The organism is Erythrobacter mangrovi (genome assembly GCF_013260645.1).
Lineage (GTDB): Bacteria > Pseudomonadota > Alphaproteobacteria > Sphingomonadales > Sphingomonadaceae > Qipengyuania > Qipengyuania mangrovi.
The window spans coordinates 563,822-581,266 of record NZ_CP053921.1 but is presented as its reverse complement, the minus strand read 5'-3'; the positions used below and the strand labels follow the sequence as shown (position 1 = coordinate 581,266).

22 protein-coding genes and 1 pseudogene are annotated in these 17,445 nt (G+C 63.8%); 11 read left to right on the top strand and 12 right to left on the bottom strand.

Features of this window, described 5'->3' with window-relative positions:
- Positions 1 to 32 precede the first annotated feature (32 nt).
- The 3 genes from HQR01_RS02945 to HQR01_RS02935 are packed head-to-tail and all read right to left on the bottom strand — an operon-like array spanning position 33 to position 1,794.
- Complete coding sequence (locus HQR01_RS02945; RefSeq protein ID WP_173212414.1) at positions 33 to 755, bottom strand: M48 family metallopeptidase; 723 nt, start codon at positions 753 to 755, stop codon at positions 33 to 35.
- Complete coding sequence (locus HQR01_RS02940; RefSeq protein WP_173212412.1) at positions 752 to 1,207, bottom strand: YcgN family cysteine cluster protein; 456 nt, start codon at positions 1,205 to 1,207, stop codon at positions 752 to 754. Before HQR01_RS02940 ends, HQR01_RS02945 begins: the two co-directional genes overlap by 4 nt.
- A complete protein-coding gene (locus HQR01_RS02935; RefSeq protein ID WP_173212410.1) occupies positions 1,195 to 1,794 on the bottom strand; it encodes an SCO family protein in 600 nt (199 codons plus the stop codon). The genes HQR01_RS02940 and HQR01_RS02935 overlap by 13 nt, the downstream gene beginning before the upstream one ends.
- A gap of 97 nt (positions 1,795 to 1,891) precedes the next feature.
- Here HQR01_RS02935 and HQR01_RS02930 point away from each other — a divergent pair, with 97 nt between their 5' ends.
- From HQR01_RS02930 to HQR01_RS02905, 6 genes are all read left to right on the top strand, one after another.
- The gene (locus HQR01_RS02930) at positions 1,892 to 2,497 is read left to right on the top strand and encodes an ankyrin repeat domain-containing protein (protein ID WP_234030230.1); all 606 of its coding nucleotides are present in this window, start codon (positions 1,892 to 1,894) and stop codon (positions 2,495 to 2,497) included.
- 4 nt (positions 2,498 to 2,501) lie between these two features.
- Positions 2,502 to 3,161: a COQ9 family protein gene (locus HQR01_RS02925; RefSeq protein WP_173212407.1), complete on the top strand. Its 660-nt coding sequence runs from the start codon at positions 2,502 to 2,504 to the stop codon at positions 3,159 to 3,161.
- 121 nt (positions 3,162 to 3,282) lie between these two features.
- On the top strand, positions 3,283 to 3,522 hold the full coding sequence (locus tag HQR01_RS02920; RefSeq protein ID WP_173212400.1) for a FeoA family protein: 240 nt from the start codon (positions 3,283 to 3,285) through the stop codon (positions 3,520 to 3,522).
- Entirely contained in the window at positions 3,519 to 5,366 is a 1,848-nt protein-coding gene (feoB, locus tag HQR01_RS02915) for a ferrous iron transport protein B (RefSeq protein ID WP_173212398.1), read from the top strand. Before HQR01_RS02920 ends, feoB begins: the two co-directional genes overlap by 4 nt.
- Before the next feature lie 97 nt (positions 5,367 to 5,463).
- Positions 5,464 to 5,997 carry a single-stranded DNA-binding protein gene (gene ssb / locus HQR01_RS02910; protein WP_173212396.1) on the top strand — a complete coding sequence of 178 codons (534 nt, stop codon included), beginning with the start codon at positions 5,464 to 5,466 and terminating at the stop codon, positions 5,995 to 5,997.
- A gap of 278 nt (positions 5,998 to 6,275) precedes the next feature.
- Complete coding sequence (locus HQR01_RS02905) at positions 6,276 to 6,614, top strand: c-type cytochrome (protein ID WP_173212394.1); 339 nt, start codon at positions 6,276 to 6,278, stop codon at positions 6,612 to 6,614.
- Positions 6,615 to 6,717: 103 nt separating this feature from the next.
- Here HQR01_RS02905 and HQR01_RS02900 read toward each other — a convergent pair whose 3' ends face one another.
- The 3 genes from HQR01_RS02900 to HQR01_RS02890 form a co-directional block, all read right to left on the bottom strand.
- Positions 6,718 to 7,161, bottom strand: coding sequence for a baeRF12 domain-containing protein (locus HQR01_RS02900; RefSeq protein ID WP_173212392.1), 444 nt, complete (start codon positions 7,159 to 7,161; stop codon positions 6,718 to 6,720).
- A gap of 156 nt (positions 7,162 to 7,317) precedes the next feature.
- On the bottom strand, positions 7,318 to 7,869 hold the full coding sequence (locus HQR01_RS02895; RefSeq protein WP_173212390.1) for a YceD family protein: 552 nt from the start codon (positions 7,867 to 7,869) through the stop codon (positions 7,318 to 7,320).
- Positions 7,866 to 8,381: a ubiquinol-cytochrome C chaperone family protein gene (locus HQR01_RS02890; protein WP_173212388.1), complete on the bottom strand. Its 516-nt coding sequence runs from the start codon at positions 8,379 to 8,381 to the stop codon at positions 7,866 to 7,868. The genes HQR01_RS02895 and HQR01_RS02890 overlap by 4 nt, the downstream gene beginning before the upstream one ends.
- Positions 8,382 to 8,540: 159 nt before the next feature.
- On the opposite strand from HQR01_RS02890, the gene HQR01_RS02885 reads away from it, so the two are divergent.
- Genes HQR01_RS02885 through HQR01_RS02870 form a run of 4 tightly spaced genes read left to right on the top strand, consistent with a single transcriptional unit; the run spans position 8,541 to position 11,317 of the window.
- A complete protein-coding gene (locus HQR01_RS02885; protein WP_173212386.1) occupies positions 8,541 to 8,999 on the top strand; it encodes an outer membrane protein assembly factor BamE in 459 nt (152 codons plus the stop codon).
- A gap of 44 nt (positions 9,000 to 9,043) precedes the next feature.
- Positions 9,044 to 9,604, top strand: coding sequence for an ATP-dependent protease subunit HslV (hslV, locus tag HQR01_RS02880; RefSeq protein WP_173212385.1), 561 nt, complete (start codon positions 9,044 to 9,046; stop codon positions 9,602 to 9,604).
- 16 nt (positions 9,605 to 9,620) lie between these two features.
- Complete coding sequence (gene hslU / locus HQR01_RS02875; RefSeq protein WP_173212383.1) at positions 9,621 to 10,922, top strand: ATP-dependent protease ATPase subunit HslU; 1,302 nt, start codon at positions 9,621 to 9,623, stop codon at positions 10,920 to 10,922.
- An 11-nt stretch (positions 10,923 to 10,933) separates the two neighbouring features.
- Positions 10,934 to 11,317, top strand: coding sequence for an ACT domain-containing protein (locus HQR01_RS02870; RefSeq protein WP_234030229.1), 384 nt, complete (start codon positions 10,934 to 10,936; stop codon positions 11,315 to 11,317).
- Here HQR01_RS02870 and HQR01_RS02865 read toward each other — a convergent pair.
- The 4 genes from HQR01_RS02865 to HQR01_RS02850 form a co-directional block, all read right to left on the bottom strand.
- Positions 11,308 to 12,801, bottom strand: coding sequence for a SulP family inorganic anion transporter (locus HQR01_RS02865; protein ID WP_173212379.1), 1,494 nt, complete (start codon positions 12,799 to 12,801; stop codon positions 11,308 to 11,310). The genes HQR01_RS02870 and HQR01_RS02865 overlap by 10 nt on opposite strands.
- Before the next feature lie 103 nt (positions 12,802 to 12,904).
- Complete coding sequence (locus HQR01_RS02860; RefSeq protein WP_173216092.1) at positions 12,905 to 14,725, bottom strand: ABCB family ABC transporter ATP-binding protein/permease; 1,821 nt, start codon at positions 14,723 to 14,725, stop codon at positions 12,905 to 12,907.
- Between the two features lie 59 nt (positions 14,726 to 14,784).
- Positions 14,785 to 15,735: a retroviral-like aspartic protease family protein gene (locus HQR01_RS02855; protein ID WP_173212377.1), complete on the bottom strand. Its 951-nt coding sequence runs from the start codon at positions 15,733 to 15,735 to the stop codon at positions 14,785 to 14,787.
- A 79-nt stretch (positions 15,736 to 15,814) separates the two neighbouring features.
- Complete coding sequence (locus HQR01_RS02850) at positions 15,815 to 16,042, bottom strand: hypothetical protein (RefSeq protein WP_173212375.1); 228 nt, start codon at positions 16,040 to 16,042, stop codon at positions 15,815 to 15,817.
- Between HQR01_RS02850 and HQR01_RS15310 the strand changes: the two genes are divergently transcribed.
- Positions 16,029 to 16,163 (top strand): hypothetical protein, encoded by a 135-nt coding sequence (locus HQR01_RS15310; RefSeq protein WP_267905509.1) that lies wholly within the window; start codon positions 16,029 to 16,031, stop codon positions 16,161 to 16,163. The two genes, HQR01_RS02850 and HQR01_RS15310, sit on opposite strands and share 14 nt — an antisense overlap.
- 24 nt (positions 16,164 to 16,187) lie before the next feature.
- Here HQR01_RS15310 and HQR01_RS15200 read toward each other — a convergent pair whose 3' ends face one another.
- Positions 16,188 to 16,343 carry a hypothetical protein gene (locus tag HQR01_RS15200; protein WP_234030339.1) on the bottom strand — a complete coding sequence of 52 codons (156 nt, stop codon included), beginning with the start codon at positions 16,341 to 16,343 and terminating at the stop codon, positions 16,188 to 16,190.
- 64 nt (positions 16,344 to 16,407) lie between these two features.
- Positions 16,408 to 17,157 (bottom strand): annotated as a pseudogene (locus tag HQR01_RS02840) (oligosaccharide flippase family protein); the annotation flags it as partial.
- Positions 17,158 to 17,445: the final 288 nt, after the last annotated feature.

The following is a 17,445-nucleotide window of genomic DNA, read 5'->3' as shown; positions in this document are numbered from 1 at the left end:
CAGGATTGCCGCTGTGCGCCAGTGGGGCGCGCTCAGCCGAAGGTTGCGTAGAGCGTGCGACCGTGTCGACTGAGCCAGCGATTGGCTTCCTCGACGTCTTCCTCGAACAGGCGATCGAGCAACGCATGGAATGCTGGCGAATGGTCGAAGTGTACGAGGTGCGCGACCTCGTGGGCCACGACCGATCGCCGGACTGTGTCGGGGGCCTGCACCAGCCGCCAGTTCAGCCGCAAGACGCCCTCGGAAGAACAACTTCCCCAACGACGGCGAGCGCGGGTTAGCCTGACACCCGCGAAAGAAAGATCGGCGCGGGCACAGTAGTCGCGGGCGTCGTCGGTAAAGAGGCGCAGTGCCTCGCCCTCGATCCAGCGGTGCAGGCGCCGAGCGAGCGTATCCTGAGGTCCTCCCAGCACGAGTCTGTCCCGGTCCAGTCGTGGACGGCGGGGGGCGCCTGCATCCCAATCGACCGCAATTTCGCCGCCGCGATATAGCAGTTTACCGTCGAGCACAGGGTCGCGCCGCGCAGGAACCTTGGCCAGCTGTTCAGTTAGCCAGGCGCGACGGGCATGTGCGAATGCCACCGCCTCCGCCGTACGACACCAGTTCGGCAGGGTAATCCTGACGGCCCTGCCATCGGGCGCCAACCGCAGCGTCAGTCGTTGTGCGCGGGCATTGCGGGTCAATTCGATCGGTAGCACGCGTCCCTCGATCTCGACCACCGGGTCTTCAGGTTCGCGACGCAGCCAGTCGATCATGAGAGATCCTCATCGTCGCCCCAATCGACGACGTGATGTTCGAGTGGTCCGGCCCGATCCTCGCCGATCACGCGCCCGGCAACCGATATCCCTGCGCGGATCACATCTTCGCGATCCCCGGTCAACAAGTAGTGCCAGCGGGGCAAGGGCTTGCCGTCTGCGCGCAGCCGATAGGCGCAGGTCGGCGGCAGCCAGTTGATTCGGTCGACGATCCTCAGTGTCAGCCGCAAACAATCGGGGACGAAGGCCTTGCGGTGCTTGTAGTCGGTACAGCGCGCGGTTTCGGTATCGAGGAGACGACAAGCCACATTGGTATGCTCGATCTCTCCCGTTTCCTCAAACTCGACCTTGTGGAGGCAGCAGCGCCCGCAACCATCACACAGCGCTTCCCATTCGGGTTGGGTGAGGGCTGCGAGCGGCAGCTCCCAGAATCGCTCCCTCAATGCACCCATTTCTCGAATTCCGCGGCAACTGCCTCGGCATCCTGATCCGTCGGTATGGTGGCGATTGGTTCGCCCTTCGGTCCGAACAGGAGGGTGATGTTGGTGTGGTTCATGAGATAGCCGCCACTCGGAGAATTCGATCCGCGCGAGAAACTGGCGGCAAAGGATGCGGCAACTTCTTGAAGCGTCTCTTCCTCACCGGTCAGCCCGATCATGCGCGGATGGAAATTGGCGGTGAATTCCTTGAGCACCGCAGGTGTATCGCGGGCCGGGTCGACACTCACGAACAGTGGTTGCACCTGCGAGCCAAGCGCCGGATGCCTTTTTTCGAACAATTTTAGTCCGGCGCCAAGCCGCTGATTGTCGGTTGGGCAGACGTCAGGGCAGAAGGTGTAGCCGAAATAGACAGTGCGGTACTGACCGTCGAAGTCCTTCCAGCTGACCGGCCCACCATCTTCGCCGGTCAGTGTAAAGTCGCCCCCGATTCGGCCACCCTCGAGCGGTGGCGGATCACCCGATACATTGCTGCCGCAGCCTGGCAGCATGAACAGGGTTGCAAGGGGGGCGACAATGGTGAGGCTTTTCAGTCGGGGCATAGTATCCCGGTTCATGGTCTGCTAACTGCGCCGGTTCAAGGGATACACCCTCACAGACTTGCGGAAAACGACAGGGGTAAGAGAAGTGTTCAAGCGCGTGCTCGATGTGAAACTCGGTGCGATTTTGGGTTTTGCGATACTGGCTTTGGTGGCTTCGCCGGCCGATGCCCAGCGCAAACGGGAAGGCTATGAGTTCCTTGAGGCGGTGCGCGATCGCGACGGGACCAAGGCAAGCGAATTGCTCGATGAACCGGGCAGCGTCCTGGTCAATGCCCGTGACATCACCAGCGGGGAAACCGGCTTGCACATCGCGACGCAGCGCCGCGATCCGACTTGGGTCCGTTTCCTGCTGCAAAAGGGTGCGAATCCAAACATCGAGACACGCGACGGAGTGTCGCCGCTTGAAATCGCCGTGCAGCTTGGTTTCATTGAAGGCGTTGAGCTTCTGCTCAAGCACGGCGCGCAGGTCGATACGACCAATATCGCCGGCGAAACTCCGCTCATTTCGGCCGTCCACCGCCGCGATGTCGAGATGATCCGTGCGTTGATCGCCAAGGGAGCGAATCCCGAACGAGCGGACAATTCGGGGCGGACTGCACGCGATTACGCCGAGTTGATGGGCGCGCGCTCACGGGTTCTTGACGAGATCGAGCGCGCGATCGCCGAGCGTGGTGAAAAGAGCAAGGATTACGGGCCGAACTGATCTCATGGACGTTGCCGATCTCACTCTCGACGAGCTGCGCCTGGCGCTCGCTCCCGGTATCGCTGAAGCCGCGGTTTTCGATGGCTGGGGCGATGCTGCGCTGGAAATGGCTGCCGATCAGCTTGGCGCCGACCGCGATGTGGCGCGGCTGGCGTTCAAGGACGATGGTGCATTCGGCATGATTGCCGCCTGGATCGAAACGATCGATCGCCGGATGGCGCTTGACCTACGCCCGGAAAAGCTGGCGGCAATGAAGATCCGCGAGCGCATTCGCAGCCTCATCCAGTACCGCCTCGACGCGGTTTCTGGGCAGGAGGAAGCGCTGCGTCGTGCGCTCGCCATCATGGCCATGCCGCAGAATGTCGCCAAGGCGCTCAAGACCGGTTGGAACAGCGCCGATGTGATGTGGCGGCTCGCGGGCGATACGGCGACCGACTACAACCACTACACCAAGCGCGCGATTCTCGCCTCGATCTATGCTGCGACGCTGGCGGTGTTCGTCGACGACCAGAGCGAAGGCAAGGTTGAGACACGCGCTTTCCTCGACCGCCGGATCGACGGGGTGATGAAGTTTGAACAGGTCAAGGCCAAGTGGCTCAATCCTGAGCGCGAGCACTTCAGCATATCGCGTTTCCTCGGCCGCCTTCGCTACCCTGCGCGGTGATCCTGCGCGCTTGACGCGCGTCAAGGATCGCCCGAACTCTCCCTGCTAACTGGCGGCAATGCGACGAACCGCTATTGATAACGAGTTGCAACAAGCGTCGACATCTGACAGGGCGGCGCTCATGACTCTAGACGGGTTCGAACACGAAACTGCCGCGCGAATCGTTGCGGTGAACTGGGCGGTACTGGCCGAGGACGAAGGGAAGCGCCTCAAGGCCCTCGGCGTCGACGAAGGGGCTGAAGTTGCTATCGTCCATCGCGGCATCTTCGGCGGGCGCGATCCGCTGGCGATTCGGCTTGGCCGGATGACCATTGCTCTGCGCCGATCCCATGCGCGAGCGATCGAGGTCGAACCGGTATGACCCGCAAGCGTACCGCCGCTCTGGTCGGCAATCCCAATTCGGGCAAGAGCGCGTTGTTCAACGCGCTGACGGGCGCACGGCAAAAGATTGCCAATTATGCGGGGGTCACAGTCGAACGAAAGGCCGGGCGGCTAATCCTGCCTTCGGGCGAGCCAGTCGAACTGATCGACCTGCCCGGATCCTACAGCTTCGACGCGGCGAGCCCGGATGAGGAAGTGACTCGCCGGGTCATTCACGGCGAGCTCGAAGGCGAGGCAACGCCCGACGTCATAATCCTGGTGCTCGACGCGGCGAACCTCGAGCAGCACCTGGTCTTCGCGCAGGAAGTGCTTGAGCTCGGTCGCCCGACGGTCGTGGCGCTCAACATGGTCGATCTCGCCGAGCGCGACGGACTGACGCTCGATCCCGCCGCACTGGCAGAAGCGCTCGGCGTCCCCGTGATCGCGACGGTCGCGGTGCGCAAACGCGGCATAGCGGAGCTGGCCGACGCGATCGCCGAGGCGGAAACCCACGCCGATGAGGAAGCTCACAAGCGCTGGCACGTCACGTTGCCAGAACGGCGGCTGACCGCGAAGCACATGGCGCGCGCCGCGATCCTCTCGAAATCGACCCGCCACACGATCGAGAACGGCATCGACCGGGTGCTGCTCAATCCGTGGGTCGGACCGCTGATCCTGTTCGGCCTGCTGTTCGTGATCTTCCAGGCAGTGTTCGCCTGGGCGACCCCCTTTGCCGACGCGCTGGAGGCCGGGGTCGGCCTCGTCTCGCAGGCAGTTGGCGACACGCTGCCATCCGGCTTCTTCCGCGACCTGCTGACCGAAGGCGTACTCGCCGGGGTAGGCTCGGTGGTCGTGTTCCTCCCACAGATCGTCATCCTGTTCTTCTTCATCCTGGTGATGGAGGCGAGCGGATACATGGCGCGCGCGGCGTTCCTGATGGACCGGCTGATGGCCAGCGTGGGCCTTTCGGGAAAGAGCTTCATCCCGCTGTTGTCGAGCTTCGCCTGCGCTATCCCGGGCATCATGGCGACGCGGAGCATTCCCGATCCCAAGGACCGCCTGACGACGATCCTGATCGCGCCCTTGATGACCTGTTCGGCGCGACTTCCGGTCTATGCGGTGATCATCTCTGCAGTAATCCCCAAGACCTCGGTTGGGCCAGGAATCGGGCTGCAGGGACTGGTGCTGTTCGCGCTCTATGTCATCGGCATCGTCGGCGCGATGGTCGCGGCCCTAGTGCTGCGGCGTACGATCACGCGCGGGACCGCGAGCGGCTTCATCATGGAGATGCCGCGCTACCAGATGCCGCGCGTCAAGGACTTGGCCATCGGGCTGTGGCAGCGCGCCTGGGTGTTCCTGCGCCGTGCAGGCACGATCATCTTCACCGTCACCATCGTGTTGTGGTTGATGCTCAGCTTCCCCAAGGCCGAGCCGGGCGAGGGCCAGATGGACGCGAGCATCGCCGGCCATGTCGCCGATGTGATGCACCCTATCCTCGCACCAATCGGCTTCAACCGCGAAATTAGCCTTGCGCTGATCCCGGCCATGGCGGCGCGCGAAGTCGCGGTATCCGCGCTGGCGACGACCTATGCCGTCGACGCCGAAGACGAGGATCTCGCCGCCGCCGGCGTGACCGACAAGATCGCTGCCTTGTGGAGCCTGCCCACTGCGCTGGCATTCCTCGCCTGGTTCGTCTTTGCCCCGCAATGCATCTCGACCATCGCCGTCGCCCGGCGCGAGACCAATGGCTGGAAGTGGCCGGCCTTCATGATCGGGTATCTGTTCACGCTCGCCTACCTCTTCGCGGGGCTGACCTTCTGGCTGGCGACCGCGCTGGGGCTCTAGGCAATCTCCTCCGCTACGGGGGAAACTCGGGAACGGCCCTAGAAGCGACTCGCACCGTGGGTTAGGCCAAGGCCAACAGATACGAAGGGACGAATCGATGGCCGGAAGCCTCAACAAAGTCATGCTGATCGGGAATCTCGGGGCCGATCCGGAAATCCGCAGCTTCCAGAATGGCGGCAAGGTTGCGAACCTGCGCATCGCCACCAGCGAAACCTGGAAGGATCGCAACACCGGCGAGCGGCAGGAACGCACCGAGTGGCACACCGTTGCGATCTTCTCCGAAGGCCTGGTCGGCGTGGTCGAGCGCTACCTGCGCAAGGGTTCCAAAGTCTATGTCGAAGGGTCGCTCCAGACCCGCAAGTGGCAGGACCAGAGCGGCAACGATCGCTATTCGACCGAGGTTGTGATCCGCGGCATGAACGGCACGCTGACCATGCTTGACGGGCCCCAAGGTTCGGGTGGTGGTGGCGGCCAGCGCAGCGGCGGCAACTGGGATCAGGGCGGAAGCTCTGGCGGAAGTTACGGTGGTGCTCCATCGAGCGGCGCGGCGGCCGGCTCGGGCAGCGGCTTCGGCGGCGGCGCGTCAGGCGGTTCGAACTACGACGATCTCGACGACGACATCCCGTTCTGAGTCGCACTCGGCGTTCAGCCTGGCGTGCGCCGGGCTGAACCGAGGGAACACATGGGACAATGTCTTTGAACTAAAATCTCCGCCCGAGGGCTGGGCAGCCAACGATGCGAAAGAACGGGCGTGATCATGGCTGGATGCCAAGCGACCAGGAAAGCGGGGAGCGTCCGCAAGCGACCCAATGGTGGATCCTCGCAGCTGATACTACCTTCGTCCGAGGCTCACTTGTGTTCTCCTGCCTCGCTGCAATACACTGCTCCAGTGGGAAAGGGGTCCATCTCGTGTTCAAGCGTCTAGTTATCCTGGCAAGTCCGCTCCTCGTCGCAGCTTGCGCCACCGATCGCGAGGCTGATACTCTCTCTGAAAGTGCAGCCGAGGGAAGGGCCTTTGCCCAGGCGAACTGCGCCAGTTGTCACGCTCTTGATGACGGCGTTTCGCCCAATCCGAACGCTCCCAGCCTTCGTAGGGCGGCCCGCCGCTTGCCGGAGTGGGCGGTAGAGGCGTCGTTTGAGCGTGGAGTTCAGATCGGCCACACGATGGAAATGCCGGTCTTCGTATTCGAAGACGACGACATCGCTAACCTCCTCGCCTATCTCGATGCTCTGAAGCAAGACGATTGAGTGGCAAGGTTCCACTCCATGGCAGACGCCGAATACGACGGGGTGCTGATGCTGAAATAGGCTGACCAAGCCAGGTCGGCCGGTCGCCCCGATACCGCCAAGGTTATTGATGCGCCGCTAATGTCGCTATCACGTCATCTGTCGTATGGCTGGCAAGGTCCTTGTCGATCTCCGCAAGCAGCCGCCTCGCTGTCTCGCGACCATAGTACTTCCGCAACTCGCCGAGCGTTCTTGGCGTCGCGATGACGACGATACCGGCCTCAGGATGGGCTGCCGCAGTCTGTTCGCACAGGGCAGCGGCGTGGCGGGCAAAGTCGTCCTCGGATCGGCTGTGCCAATCGGGCTCTCCATAGCTGCTTCGCCGGTCGCCGATGCTTGATTGGGTTCGGCCCGGGGTATCCGTTCCATGCTCGCGAGTGGGGGCGTCTTCAATCGCATCATGGGAGAGGGTTTCGAGTACCGCGTACTTCCGATCACCCTCGTTCCGAAACAGCAGCAGCTTAGCTCCGTCGGCTACCAAAACTATCGTGCCATGTTCGACCTGCATGTGCCTCTCCTCCCAAGCGCCTTCGCTCCGATCACCATTCCCACCCGCCAGATGGCACCAGCTCTAGCAAATTTGGGAGCGCTAGTAACACGGCGGAATGGATTTGGCCGCGAGTTCGCTCGGTAAGGCGGTCGGCGCCTCACCCAATTTCAGGCTTTAGCCACCCTTGCCCTTCAACGCCGCCAGCGCTTCGGCCAGTGGTCCGCTGGGTATCAGCTCTTCGTCGCTGACGATGCCGGCCGCCTTGCGCGCGGCATCGGCACCAGGACCTTCGCGATAGGGGTCTAGGGCAAGTGCCAGCGATTGCGCGATCGCCTCGCCCAAGTCGAAGGCATCGCCCTCATATTCGATTTCGTCGAGATCCTCGCTGTCGAGTTCAATTTCTTCGTCAGGGGCAAATTCGGGAAGCGGACGCGTTGGAACGAAGCGCAGCGTCAACGGCTCGTCCACCGCATAAACGAAATCGTCCTGCGTGACGGCGCAGGGCTGTTCGATCGTCGCGGAGAGCTTGCCGTTTGCCAGCACGGCTTCGTCCTTGGTGTCGAACGTCACCTCGGCCACCAGCTTGTGGACCGCGGTGACCCCGAGCCGACCGGCCAATGCAGCGCGCTCGGCCTCGTTTGCCTCGACGGTCAAGGCCTCGGCGGGCAGTGCGCGCGGCTTGACCAGCCGGACCAGTTCGCCAGCGGCGCTGTTTGGGACGCTCATGCCGCGATCTCCCCCTTGCGCAATCCATCGATAGGCGACCGCGCCAGCCGCGCGTGAAGCGCGGCCATGCGCTGGACCAAGGCCTCTGCCTCGTCGGGCTGGGCCATGGTGACATTGCGCCGCACCGCCTCGACCAGCACCTTGGGATCGCTACGCAGTCCCTCGCGATAGGCGCCGATGCGCCCGTTCATGCTGGCCATCAGCGCGGATATCTTCTTGCCCACGGTGGGATCGCCGATCCCGGCTTCGCGCAGCTGGCCTTCCATATCTTCGGCAAACAGTTCGGTCATGCGCGCGGTGGCGGGGCCCATGTCGCCTTCATCCTCCATCCGCAGCATCACCAGTGCGAGCACCAGAGTGATCATGTCGTAGCGACCTTCGATCGTGTCGGCGACGCCGCACATCCGGTACCAATCGGGGTCGCGCGCTTCGCTGACCACACGGTGCCACAGCGCGCGCCATTCTTCTCGCGGGTCGGTGGATGTGCCGAATAGACGGGCAAGCAAGGACAAGAGGATTCTCCGTTCAGCGGCAATACAGGCCGCGATCCCCAAGCGATGAACCATACCACATTGCATGGCCGGTCGCTTTCGGACTAAGGCGTGGCCGAGCATATAGGGAGATGGCCGCCAGCGGCCAAGCGCCCTTGAAGACGGAGATTTGCTGGTTCCATGAACGGCACGAAGATTCTTGGCCTCGCCCTGATTGCAGTTGCGGGCGTCGCAACCAGCGGCTGTTCGTCGATCCGCGAATCGCGCGGTTATATCGTTGACCCGGTGCTGACCTCTGCAATCCAGCCGGGGATCGACAACCAGACCTCGGTTGCAGGAACTCTCGGCCGCCCGACCTTTACCAGCCAGTTTGGCGAGCCGACCTGGTATTACGTCTCCAGCACCACTGGCCGCAAACCCTTCGTCCGCCCGCGGATCCAGGAACACAGCGTGCTGGCCATCCGCTTCGACGGCGCCGGAAACGTCATTTCGGCCGATCGCACGGGCATTGAAAAGGTCGCCTATCTCAGCCCCGATGGCGACAAGACGCCCACGCTGGGCCGTGAGCGTGGTTTCCTCGAAGACCTGTTCGGCAACATCGGCGCGGTCGGCGCACCGGGCGCCGGGGCTCCGCAGTAACCCTGCCGCTTGACCCTCGTGCTGTGCGCCCCATATCGCGCAGCATGAACTCGAACAGCGACAGCCACGGCCTCGTGCAGTGGCACTCCACCACCATCATCGGGGTCAGGCGCGGCGACGTGACCGTGATCGCGGGTGACGGTCAGGTTTCGATGGGCAACACGGTGATGAAGCCCAATGCTAAGAAGGTCCGCCGGATCGGCGAGGGCGGCAAGGTCGTGGCCGGATTCGCGGGCGCGACGGCCGATGCCTTCACCCTGTTCGAGCGGCTTGAGAAGAAGCTCGAGCAGTATAACGGCCAGCTCCTGCGCGCCGCGGTCGAGATGACCAAGGACTGGCGCATGGACAAGTACCTGCGCAATCTCGAAGCATTGATGATCGTTGCGGACAAGGAGAACCTGCTGGTCCTTACCGGCAATGGTGACGTGCTTGAACCCGAAGGGGGCATCGCGGCGATCGGTAGCGGGGGCATGTACGCTCTGTCCGCAGCCCGTGCCTTGTCTGATTATGAAACCGACCCGGAAACGATCGCGCGCAAGGCGATGGCGGTGGCCGCCGACGTCTGCGTCTTCACGAACAACAATTTGACCGTCGAAACGGTCTGAGCGGCCCAGCAAAACCATGACCGATACCCTGACCCCCAAGGCGATCGTCGCCGCGCTCGACGAGCACATCATTGGCCAGAAGGACGCCAAGCGCGCGGTTGCCGTGGCACTGCGCAACCGCTGGCGTCGCCAGCGCCTCGGCCCGGAGCTGCGCGACGAAGTGACGCCCAAGAATATCCTGATGATCGGCCCCACGGGCTGCGGCAAGACCGAGATCAGCCGCCGGCTGGCCAAGCTGGCCAATGCGCCCTTCGTGAAGGTCGAAGCGACCAAGTTCACCGAGGTCGGCTATGTCGGGCGCGACGTCGAACAGATCGCCCGCGACCTGGTCGAAGAGGCGATCCGGTTGGAGAAGGATCGCCGCCGCGAAGCCGTGCGCGAGGCGGCCAGCAAGGCCGCGATGGATCGGTTGCTCACCGCGTTAGTCGGCGACAATGCCAGCGAGGCGACGCGCGAGGCTTTTCGCGCGCGGATCGTCGACAATTCGATGAACGAGACCGAGGTCGAGATCGAAGTGGCCGAGACTCCCTCGGGTTCAATGGAGATCCCGGGCATGCCCGGCGGCGTTGGCATGATCAACCTGTCCGATATGCTCGGCAAGGCGATGGGCAAGCAGCCGATGAAGCGGCGCAAGCTCAAGGTCCCCGATGCGTGGGACCGGCTGGTCGAGGAAGAGGCCGAGAAGCGCATGGACCAGGACGACGTCGCCCGCGTTGCGCTGGAGAATGCGGAGACCAACGGCATCGTGTTCCTCGACGAGATCGACAAGATCGCGGTTTCGGACGTGCGCGGTGGGAGTGTGAGCCGCGAAGGCGTGCAGCGTGACCTGCTGCCGCTGATCGAGGGCACCACCGTTGCCACCAAATACGGCCCGATGAAGACCGACCATGTCCTGTTCATCGCATCGGGGGCGTTCCACGTGGCCAAGCCCAGCGACATGCTGCCCGAACTGCAGGGCCGCCTTCCGATCCGCGTCGAGCTGCGCGCGCTGACCGAGGAGGACTTCGTCCGCATCCTCAACGAAACGCGCGCCAACCTCGTCGAGCAATATAGCGCGCTGCTTGGCACCGAAGACGTCACCCTTGAATTCGCCGACGACGCCATCGGCGAAGTCGCGCGCGTGGCCGCGCAGGTGAATGAGACCGTCGAGAACATCGGTGCCCGGCGTCTGCAGACGGTGATGGAACGCCTGCTCGAAGACATCAGCTTCGAGGCAGAGGATCGCAAGGACGAGACCGTGACCATCGATGCCGCCTATGTCCGTGAGCGACTGGAAGACCTCGCGGGCAACACCGACCTCAGCAAGTATATCCTGTGATGGCAGGCCCGGTGCGCAATACCCGGGCGATGATCGCGCAGATGAGCCCGCGGCTCGACGAGCGGCACTGGTGCTTCGTGGCGGTGACGCCCGACCGGGCTCCCGAGCTGCTTGGCGCGGCGATCGGCACGTTCCGCGAGGACGAGGGTGTCAGCGCGATCGTGCCCGCTGCGCTCGCCCCGGAAGGTGCGCCGGCCTTTGCTCGCATTGTGCTCGAGGTAAATTCGGACCTTGAAGGCGTGGGGCTGACGGCGGCGGTGGCGAGCAGGCTCGCCGAGGCGGGGATCGCCTGCAACATGGTTGCGGCGCTGCATCACGACCATGCCTTCGTGCCGGCGGAACGCGCCGAGGAGGCGCTGGACCTTCTCCTTGACCTCTCCGCCTCTCAGGGGTGAGGCGCCAGGCCGATTTCGACCCCGGTCTTGTCGGTCAGGGCGTATTTATCGAACAGGTCGGCGCTGGCGCGGTTTAGTCCGCGGACCTGAACGCTGCGTCCGTTCCGGCGCATCCGTTCAACCACCTTGTCGAGCGCGCCGATGGCCGAGATGTCCCAGAAATGCGCCTTGCGCACGTCGATGATCACGTGGTCTGCCGGGTCTGGCATGCTGCTTTCGGGGCCAAGCGCCGCTTCGAACCGCTCGACGCTGGCATAGAAGATCTGACCCTTGGCACGGTAGATTGCCGTATCGCCTTCGCGCTCGCGCACGACTTCGAACATGGTCATCACCTTGTGGGTGAAGAACACGCCCGAAAGGATCACCCCTGCGAGCACGCCAAGCGCAAGATTATGCGTCGCCACGACCACCACCACGGTGACGACCATCACGACCGAACTCTGCCATGGATGCTTCCCGATATTGGGGATCGAATTCCAGCTGAACGTCCCGATCGAAACCATGATCATGATCGCCACCAGTGCGGGCATCGGCACCTGGCCGACGAGATCGCCGAGCGCGGCAAGCAGGATGAGCAGCGCGAAGCCGGCGGTGAAGGTCGACAGGCGACCGCGCCCGCCGCTGGTCACGTTGATCACCGATTGTCCGATCATGGCGCACCCGCCCATGCCGCCGAAGAACGCCGCAACGATATTGGCGACGCCCTGGCCCGCGCTTTCACGGCGCTTGTTGCTGCCGGTGTGCGTCATGTCGTCGACGATCTGCGCGGTTAGCAGCGATTCGAGCAGGCCGACCGCGGCCATGGTTGCCGAATAGGGGGCGATGATCTGCAAGGTTTCCCAGGTCAGGGGAACGTCGGGCAGCACGAAATAGGGAAGGCCTTCGGGCAGTTGTCCCATGTCCGACACGGTGTTGACGGGCGCTTTGATCCAGATCGACAGTGCCGTAAGCACGATGATCGCGACCAGCGGGCTGGGGACAGCGGTGGTCAGCTTGGGGAACAGGTAGATGATCGCCAACGCTGCAGCGACCATCGCGTAGGTTTCCCAGCCGACATTGGTGAGCTGCGGCAGCTGCGCCATGAAAATCAGGATCGCGAGCGCATTGACGAAGCCGGTGATGACCGATCGGCTGACGAACTGCATCAACAAGTCGAGCCGCAGCAGCGCGGCGATACCCTGGAAAATGCCCATCAGGATCGTCGCCGCGAAGAGATATTCGACCCCATGCTCGCGCACCAGCGGTACCACCACCACCGCGACGGCTGCGGTGGCGGCGCTGATCATGCCGGGGCGGCCGCCGGTGAAGGCGACGACCATTGCGATCGCTACCGAGGCGTAGAGACCCACGCGCGGATCGACACCGGCGATGATCGAAAAGCCGATCGCCTCGGGGATGAGTGCCAGCGCGACGACGATCCCGGCCAGGATGTCGGCACGGATGTTGGAGGTCCAGTCGCGGTGCAGCGCGCTGCGATCGAGCATGCGGGAGTTTCCGTTATTCAGGAAATGGAGGCACGGGATCGCGCCGGATGTGCGGGCCCCATGACCGATGCTGCAGTGCAGCACAACCCCAGAGGGTGAGGTGTTACTCTGCGGCCTCGCCCAGTTGTTCGGCCTCGGCCTGCTGGCGCGCCCACATTTCCGCATAGAGACCGCCGACTCGCAGCAGTTCTGGATGCGTGCCGCTTTCCGCCAAGCGGCCCTGGTCGAGCACGAGGATGTGGTCGGCATCGGCGATGGTCGACAGGCGGTGCGCAATGGCCAAGGTGGTGCGATGTTCCGACACGCGGTGGAGGGTGCGCAGGATCTCCTGCTCGGTCCGGCTGTCGAGCGCGCTGGTGGCTTCGTCGAGCAGCACGATCGGCGGATCCTTGACCAGCGTGCGGGCGATGGCGACGCGCTGCTTCTCGCCGCCCGACAGCTTGAGCCCGCGTTCGCCAACTTCGGTTTCGAAGCCTTCGGGCAGGCGCTCGATCAACGGCATGATCGCCGCCGCACGAGCAGCGGCCTCGACCTCTTCACGCGTCGCGCCGTCACGGCCATAGGCGATGTTGTAGCCGATGGTGTCGTTGAACAGCACGCTATCCTGCGGCACGATCCCGATGGCTTCACGCAAGCTCACCTGCGTCACCTTCGCGATGTCCTGTCCGTCGATCAGGATGCGGCCCGCCTGCGGGTCGTAGAAACGGAACAGCAAGCGCCCGATGGTGCTCTTGCCCGCGCCCGAGGGACCGACGATTGCGACATGGCGGCCGGCTGGAACTTCGAAGCTGAGGCCGTGCAGTATGGTGCGGTCCGGTTCGTAGCCGAACACGACATTGTCGAACTGCAGCGTGGGGCGGCGGACGATTAGCGCGGGCGCGTTGGGGATGTCGCGCACCTCCGCTTCGGTGTCGATCAGCCGGAACATGGCGGCCATGTCGATCAGCCCCTGGCGGACGGTGCGATAGACCATGCCGAGCATGTCAAGCGGGCGGAACAGCTGCATGAGGTAGGTGTTCACCAGCACCAGGTCGCCGGTGGTCAACACACCCTTGCTCCACTGCCACACGGTGAAGCCCATGGCGCCGCCCATCAGCAGGTTCATGATCAGCGCCTGGCTGATGTTGAGCAGGCCGAGCGAGTTCTCGGAACGGACCGCGGCTTCGGCAAAGGCGCGCGCGGATTCGCCGTAGCGCGCTTTCTCCCGACCCTCGGCGGAGAAGTATTTGACCGTCTCGTAGTTGAGCAGGCTGTCGACCGAGCGGGCGAGGGCCGTGCCGTCAAGCTCGTTCATCTGGCGCCGCAGTTCGTTGCGCCATTCGGTGATCTGGCGCGTGACCACGATATAGGCCGTCACCGTCGCCGCGGTCGCCGCGACCAGTACCCACCCGAAGTTGATATAGAAGATTACCCCGACGGCGATCAGTTCGATCGCGGTAGGTGCAATGTTGAACAGCAGGAAATAGAGCATGACGTCGATGCTCTTGGTTCCGCGGTCGATTGTCTTGGTCACCTCGCCCGTACGGCGCGACAAGTGAAACCGCAGCGACAGCTGGTGCAGCCGGGCAAAGGTGTCCTCGGCCAGCTGGCGGGTCGCCTCCTGTCCGACGCGTTCGAAGGTAATGTTGCGCAGGTTGTCGAAGGTCACCGCTGCGAAGCGCCCGGCGGCATAGGCAATGACGAAGGCCAGCGCGACCATCGCAGCCTCGTTGGTCGGCGTGGTCATCGCGTCGATTGCGCGCTTGTAGGCGAAGGGCAGGGCCAGCGTCGTCGCCTTGGCCGCAAGCACCAGAATCATGGCCGCGACGATGCGCCGCTTCAGCACGGGATTGTCCGAAGGCCATAGGTAAGGAAGGAACCGCCGGACCGTGGCCCAGCTTTCGGTGTCCTCGCGGGGCTCGGGGGAGTCGGTCTCGGGCGGCATTGTGTCGCCCATCTGGGGGCAGTGCGCCCGTCAGGCAAGCGCTGTGCTGTGCCGGACTGCTAGAACCGCTCCGCCAGCGTCGGCAATTGGCGCTGGGAGAAGCGCACGCTGCTCGACGGTACGTCGAACAGGATACGCTGGTTGGAGAAGTCGATTGCGACCCGGTCGAAGGCGCGCAGGTTCGCTACGCCCAGGATCAGGGCGGGCTTGCCCTCCAGCCCGAGCGCTGCGAAAATTGGACTGTCGGCGATTGCTACCGGAACGCTGGTCATCTCCGCACCGCCGATTTCCAGTTTGCGGACCCAGACTGCTCCGTTGGACATCTGTGTGCCGAGCACGTCGATGCTCTTGATCTCGGTGCGCTCGCGCGCGCGGATACGGCGGAGCAGCGCGGTGTTGGCCATCGAGGTCTGGGCCCCGGTATCGATGATCACCGAAGTCCGCACTCCATCGACCTTGGCGTCGGTGATGATCATCTGCCCCAGCTTGCGGCGTGCCCGCACGATGATCTCATAGCCGGAATTGCTCTGCTCGCCTGGAACGTCGGCGATCTTCATCCGCCCTTCGCGAAAATCCATCAGCACTCTCGTATCCTGCAGGCTGTCGAGGCCGAGGATGCCGTCCGCACCTATATGTGTGGCGTTGAGGGCGGGTGAGATCAGGCCACTGACCGAGCGATTGGCGAATTCGAGATTGTCGAGTTCGACCGTGTCGACCACGCTGGTCCCACCCATCGCCACCAATGTCGCACGCCCGCTATGGCGCAGCGAAAGGTCCTCGACCAGTTCATGGGTGACGACGGTTGCCTGTGCGCCGGTGTCGATCAGGAAGCGATAGGGACCCGCACCGCCGATCGTGACGGGCACGGTCATGCGTTCATGCCGGTCGCGCAACATCGCCGCCTCGTCGGCCGCGATGTTGCCCAGCATGCTGCCTGCACTGTCAGTCTGGGCTGCAACGCCGCCGGCAAGGGCCAGCGCGCATCCCGCGATCAGGCCGCGAAGCGCCATCGTGTCTCTCCCAGCGGCGCCTAACAAAGCAGGTCGCCACTGATCGCAGGATATCACGCCGGGGCGATCTGCCAAAATCTCATCTGCGCAGCATGGCGATGCTCTTGCGTACGACGTCACGCCAGAAGGCAACCAATACGCCAATGTATGTCAGGGCGCCGAGCGGGACGAGCACAGCGAGCATCAATCCGGGATGCAGGTCGGCCGGCAACACCAGGCGCGCGCCTTCCAGGGCAAGGGCGATGATCGCGCAGGCGACCAGTGGCGGCAGCGCAGCCTTGGCCAATGTTCTAATGCGTACGCCCACCGCCGGCAACGTCAGTGCCAGCGTCACTGCGAGCAATGCGGGGGGCGGCGAACCACCAGGCGCGCACCAGGCCTTCGGGCCCAAAGTCCACCCCCACCAGGAAGGCGGCCACGAAGAGTAGGGCGCCACAGACGCTGGTGGCGAGTTAGATCCGCGGGTCGCCCGTAGCATTGGTTGCAGGGCTGCAGACGATCTGCACGGCCATAAGCGGCATGACCGGGGCAACCGCGGCAACCAACGGGGCCATCCCTGTCCACTTTTCGCCGAAGACAAACAGGATCGCATTGGGGGCAGTAAGCACCAGCTCTATATATAGGCGCTGTGACCAGCAGGACGGTGCGCGGCGTGCGGACGAAATAGGGGGCTAGGCTGTGTCCGGCCTTGTGCAATTCGGCATAGGCGGGAAAGGCGACATCGTTGATCGGCGGCAGGAAGCGGCCGGTGACGATCAGCGTGAGGAACAGCGCCTCGGAATACAGGCCGAGTTGGTGCGCCTCGAAACCGCGCCCGGCGATAAAGACGTCCGACTGGCTCTGCAGGATTCAGAACAGCTGGCACAGCGTCAGCGTACCGCCGAAACCGATCAGCCTGCCTGCCCCGCGGAAATCGAACACTGGCAGGGGTAATGTCCTTGTCGCAATGGTCATCATCACGCCGCGAGTGGCGAAGGCAAGGATGGGGGCATAGACCAGCGCCCAGACGCCGAAGCCGAACCAGGCAAGCGCCAACGCCGTCAGCGCGCCTACGATCGCGCTGGCGAGGTTCGCCACGGCCTGCGCCCGGAACTCAAGCCGCCGCGAGAGCAGGGCCTGGGGCAGGGCGATGAACGGCGTGGTCGCAAAGATCAGCGCCTGGACCCGCAGCAGGTCGGCAACCGCCGGCTCGCGATAATAAGCCGCGGCGGCGGGTGCGAGCACCGGCTGTGCCACTGCCAGCGTCCCATTCATAAGCAGCAGTAGGGCGAAGACCTGCCCGACTTCCCGCTTCTCCACCCTGTCGGCCTGGATCAACGAAGTGGCGAAGCTCCATCCATTGAGGAAGTTCAAGGCCACCACCACCACCTGGCTCATGGCGAACAGGCCGTAGTCTACTGGGACCAGCAGGCGCACGACCATGATGGTGGCACCCCAGGTGAACAGCTGCGCAACGAATTGGCTGCCCCAGCGCCACGCCAGCGCACTGCGCACACGCCTGCCGAATCCTTCCGGTTCCCCTGTCTGGCTGACGCCGCTCCCCGTTATCACATGATGCCACGCGCGATTCGTGGCGAATGCGAGCAGGCTGACTCGCGATTCCCCTGCCAACACATTGCGATTCACCGCTGAATCACCCCCGATTCATGTGCCGTTTCACCGCAATGCGGCCCGATCCAACGGCTGTGCGGTTGGGTTTTACCGCAGGCG

Coding starts and splice junctions, on each gene's coding strand:
- HQR01_RS02945 (WP_173212414.1), bottom strand. CDS start 755: ATGATCGACTGGCTGCGTCGCGAACCTGAAGACCCGGTGGTCGAGATC.
- HQR01_RS02940 (WP_173212412.1), bottom strand. CDS start 1,207: ATGGGTGCATTGAGGGAGCGATTCTGGGAGCTGCCGCTCGCAGCCCTC.
- HQR01_RS02935 (WP_173212410.1), bottom strand. CDS start 1,794: ATGCCCCGACTGAAAAGCCTCACCATTGTCGCCCCCCTTGCAACCCTG.
- HQR01_RS02925 (WP_173212407.1), top strand. CDS start 2,502: ATGGACGTTGCCGATCTCACTCTCGACGAGCTGCGCCTGGCGCTCGCT.
- HQR01_RS02920 (WP_173212400.1), top strand. CDS start 3,283: ATGACTCTAGACGGGTTCGAACACGAAACTGCCGCGCGAATCGTTGCG.
- feoB (WP_173212398.1), top strand. CDS start 3,519: ATGACCCGCAAGCGTACCGCCGCTCTGGTCGGCAATCCCAATTCGGGC.
- ssb (WP_173212396.1), top strand. CDS start 5,464: ATGGCCGGAAGCCTCAACAAAGTCATGCTGATCGGGAATCTCGGGGCC.
- HQR01_RS02900 (WP_173212392.1), bottom strand. CDS start 7,161: ATGCAGGTCGAACATGGCACGATAGTTTTGGTAGCCGACGGAGCTAAG.
- HQR01_RS02895 (WP_173212390.1), bottom strand. CDS start 7,869: ATGAGCGTCCCAAACAGCGCCGCTGGCGAACTGGTCCGGCTGGTCAAG.
- HQR01_RS02885 (WP_173212386.1), top strand. CDS start 8,541: ATGAACGGCACGAAGATTCTTGGCCTCGCCCTGATTGCAGTTGCGGGC.
- hslV (WP_173212385.1), top strand. CDS start 9,044: ATGAACTCGAACAGCGACAGCCACGGCCTCGTGCAGTGGCACTCCACC.
- hslU (WP_173212383.1), top strand. CDS start 9,621: ATGACCGATACCCTGACCCCCAAGGCGATCGTCGCCGCGCTCGACGAG.
- HQR01_RS02865 (WP_173212379.1), bottom strand. CDS start 12,801: ATGCTCGATCGCAGCGCGCTGCACCGCGACTGGACCTCCAACATCCGT.
- HQR01_RS02860 (WP_173216092.1), bottom strand. CDS start 14,725: ATGCCGCCCGAGACCGACTCCCCCGAGCCCCGCGAGGACACCGAAAGC.
- HQR01_RS02855 (WP_173212377.1), bottom strand. CDS start 15,735: ATGGCGCTTCGCGGCCTGATCGCGGGATGCGCGCTGGCCCTTGCCGGC.
- HQR01_RS15310 (WP_267905509.1), top strand. CDS start 16,029: ATGCGTACGCCCACCGCCGGCAACGTCAGTGCCAGCGTCACTGCGAGC.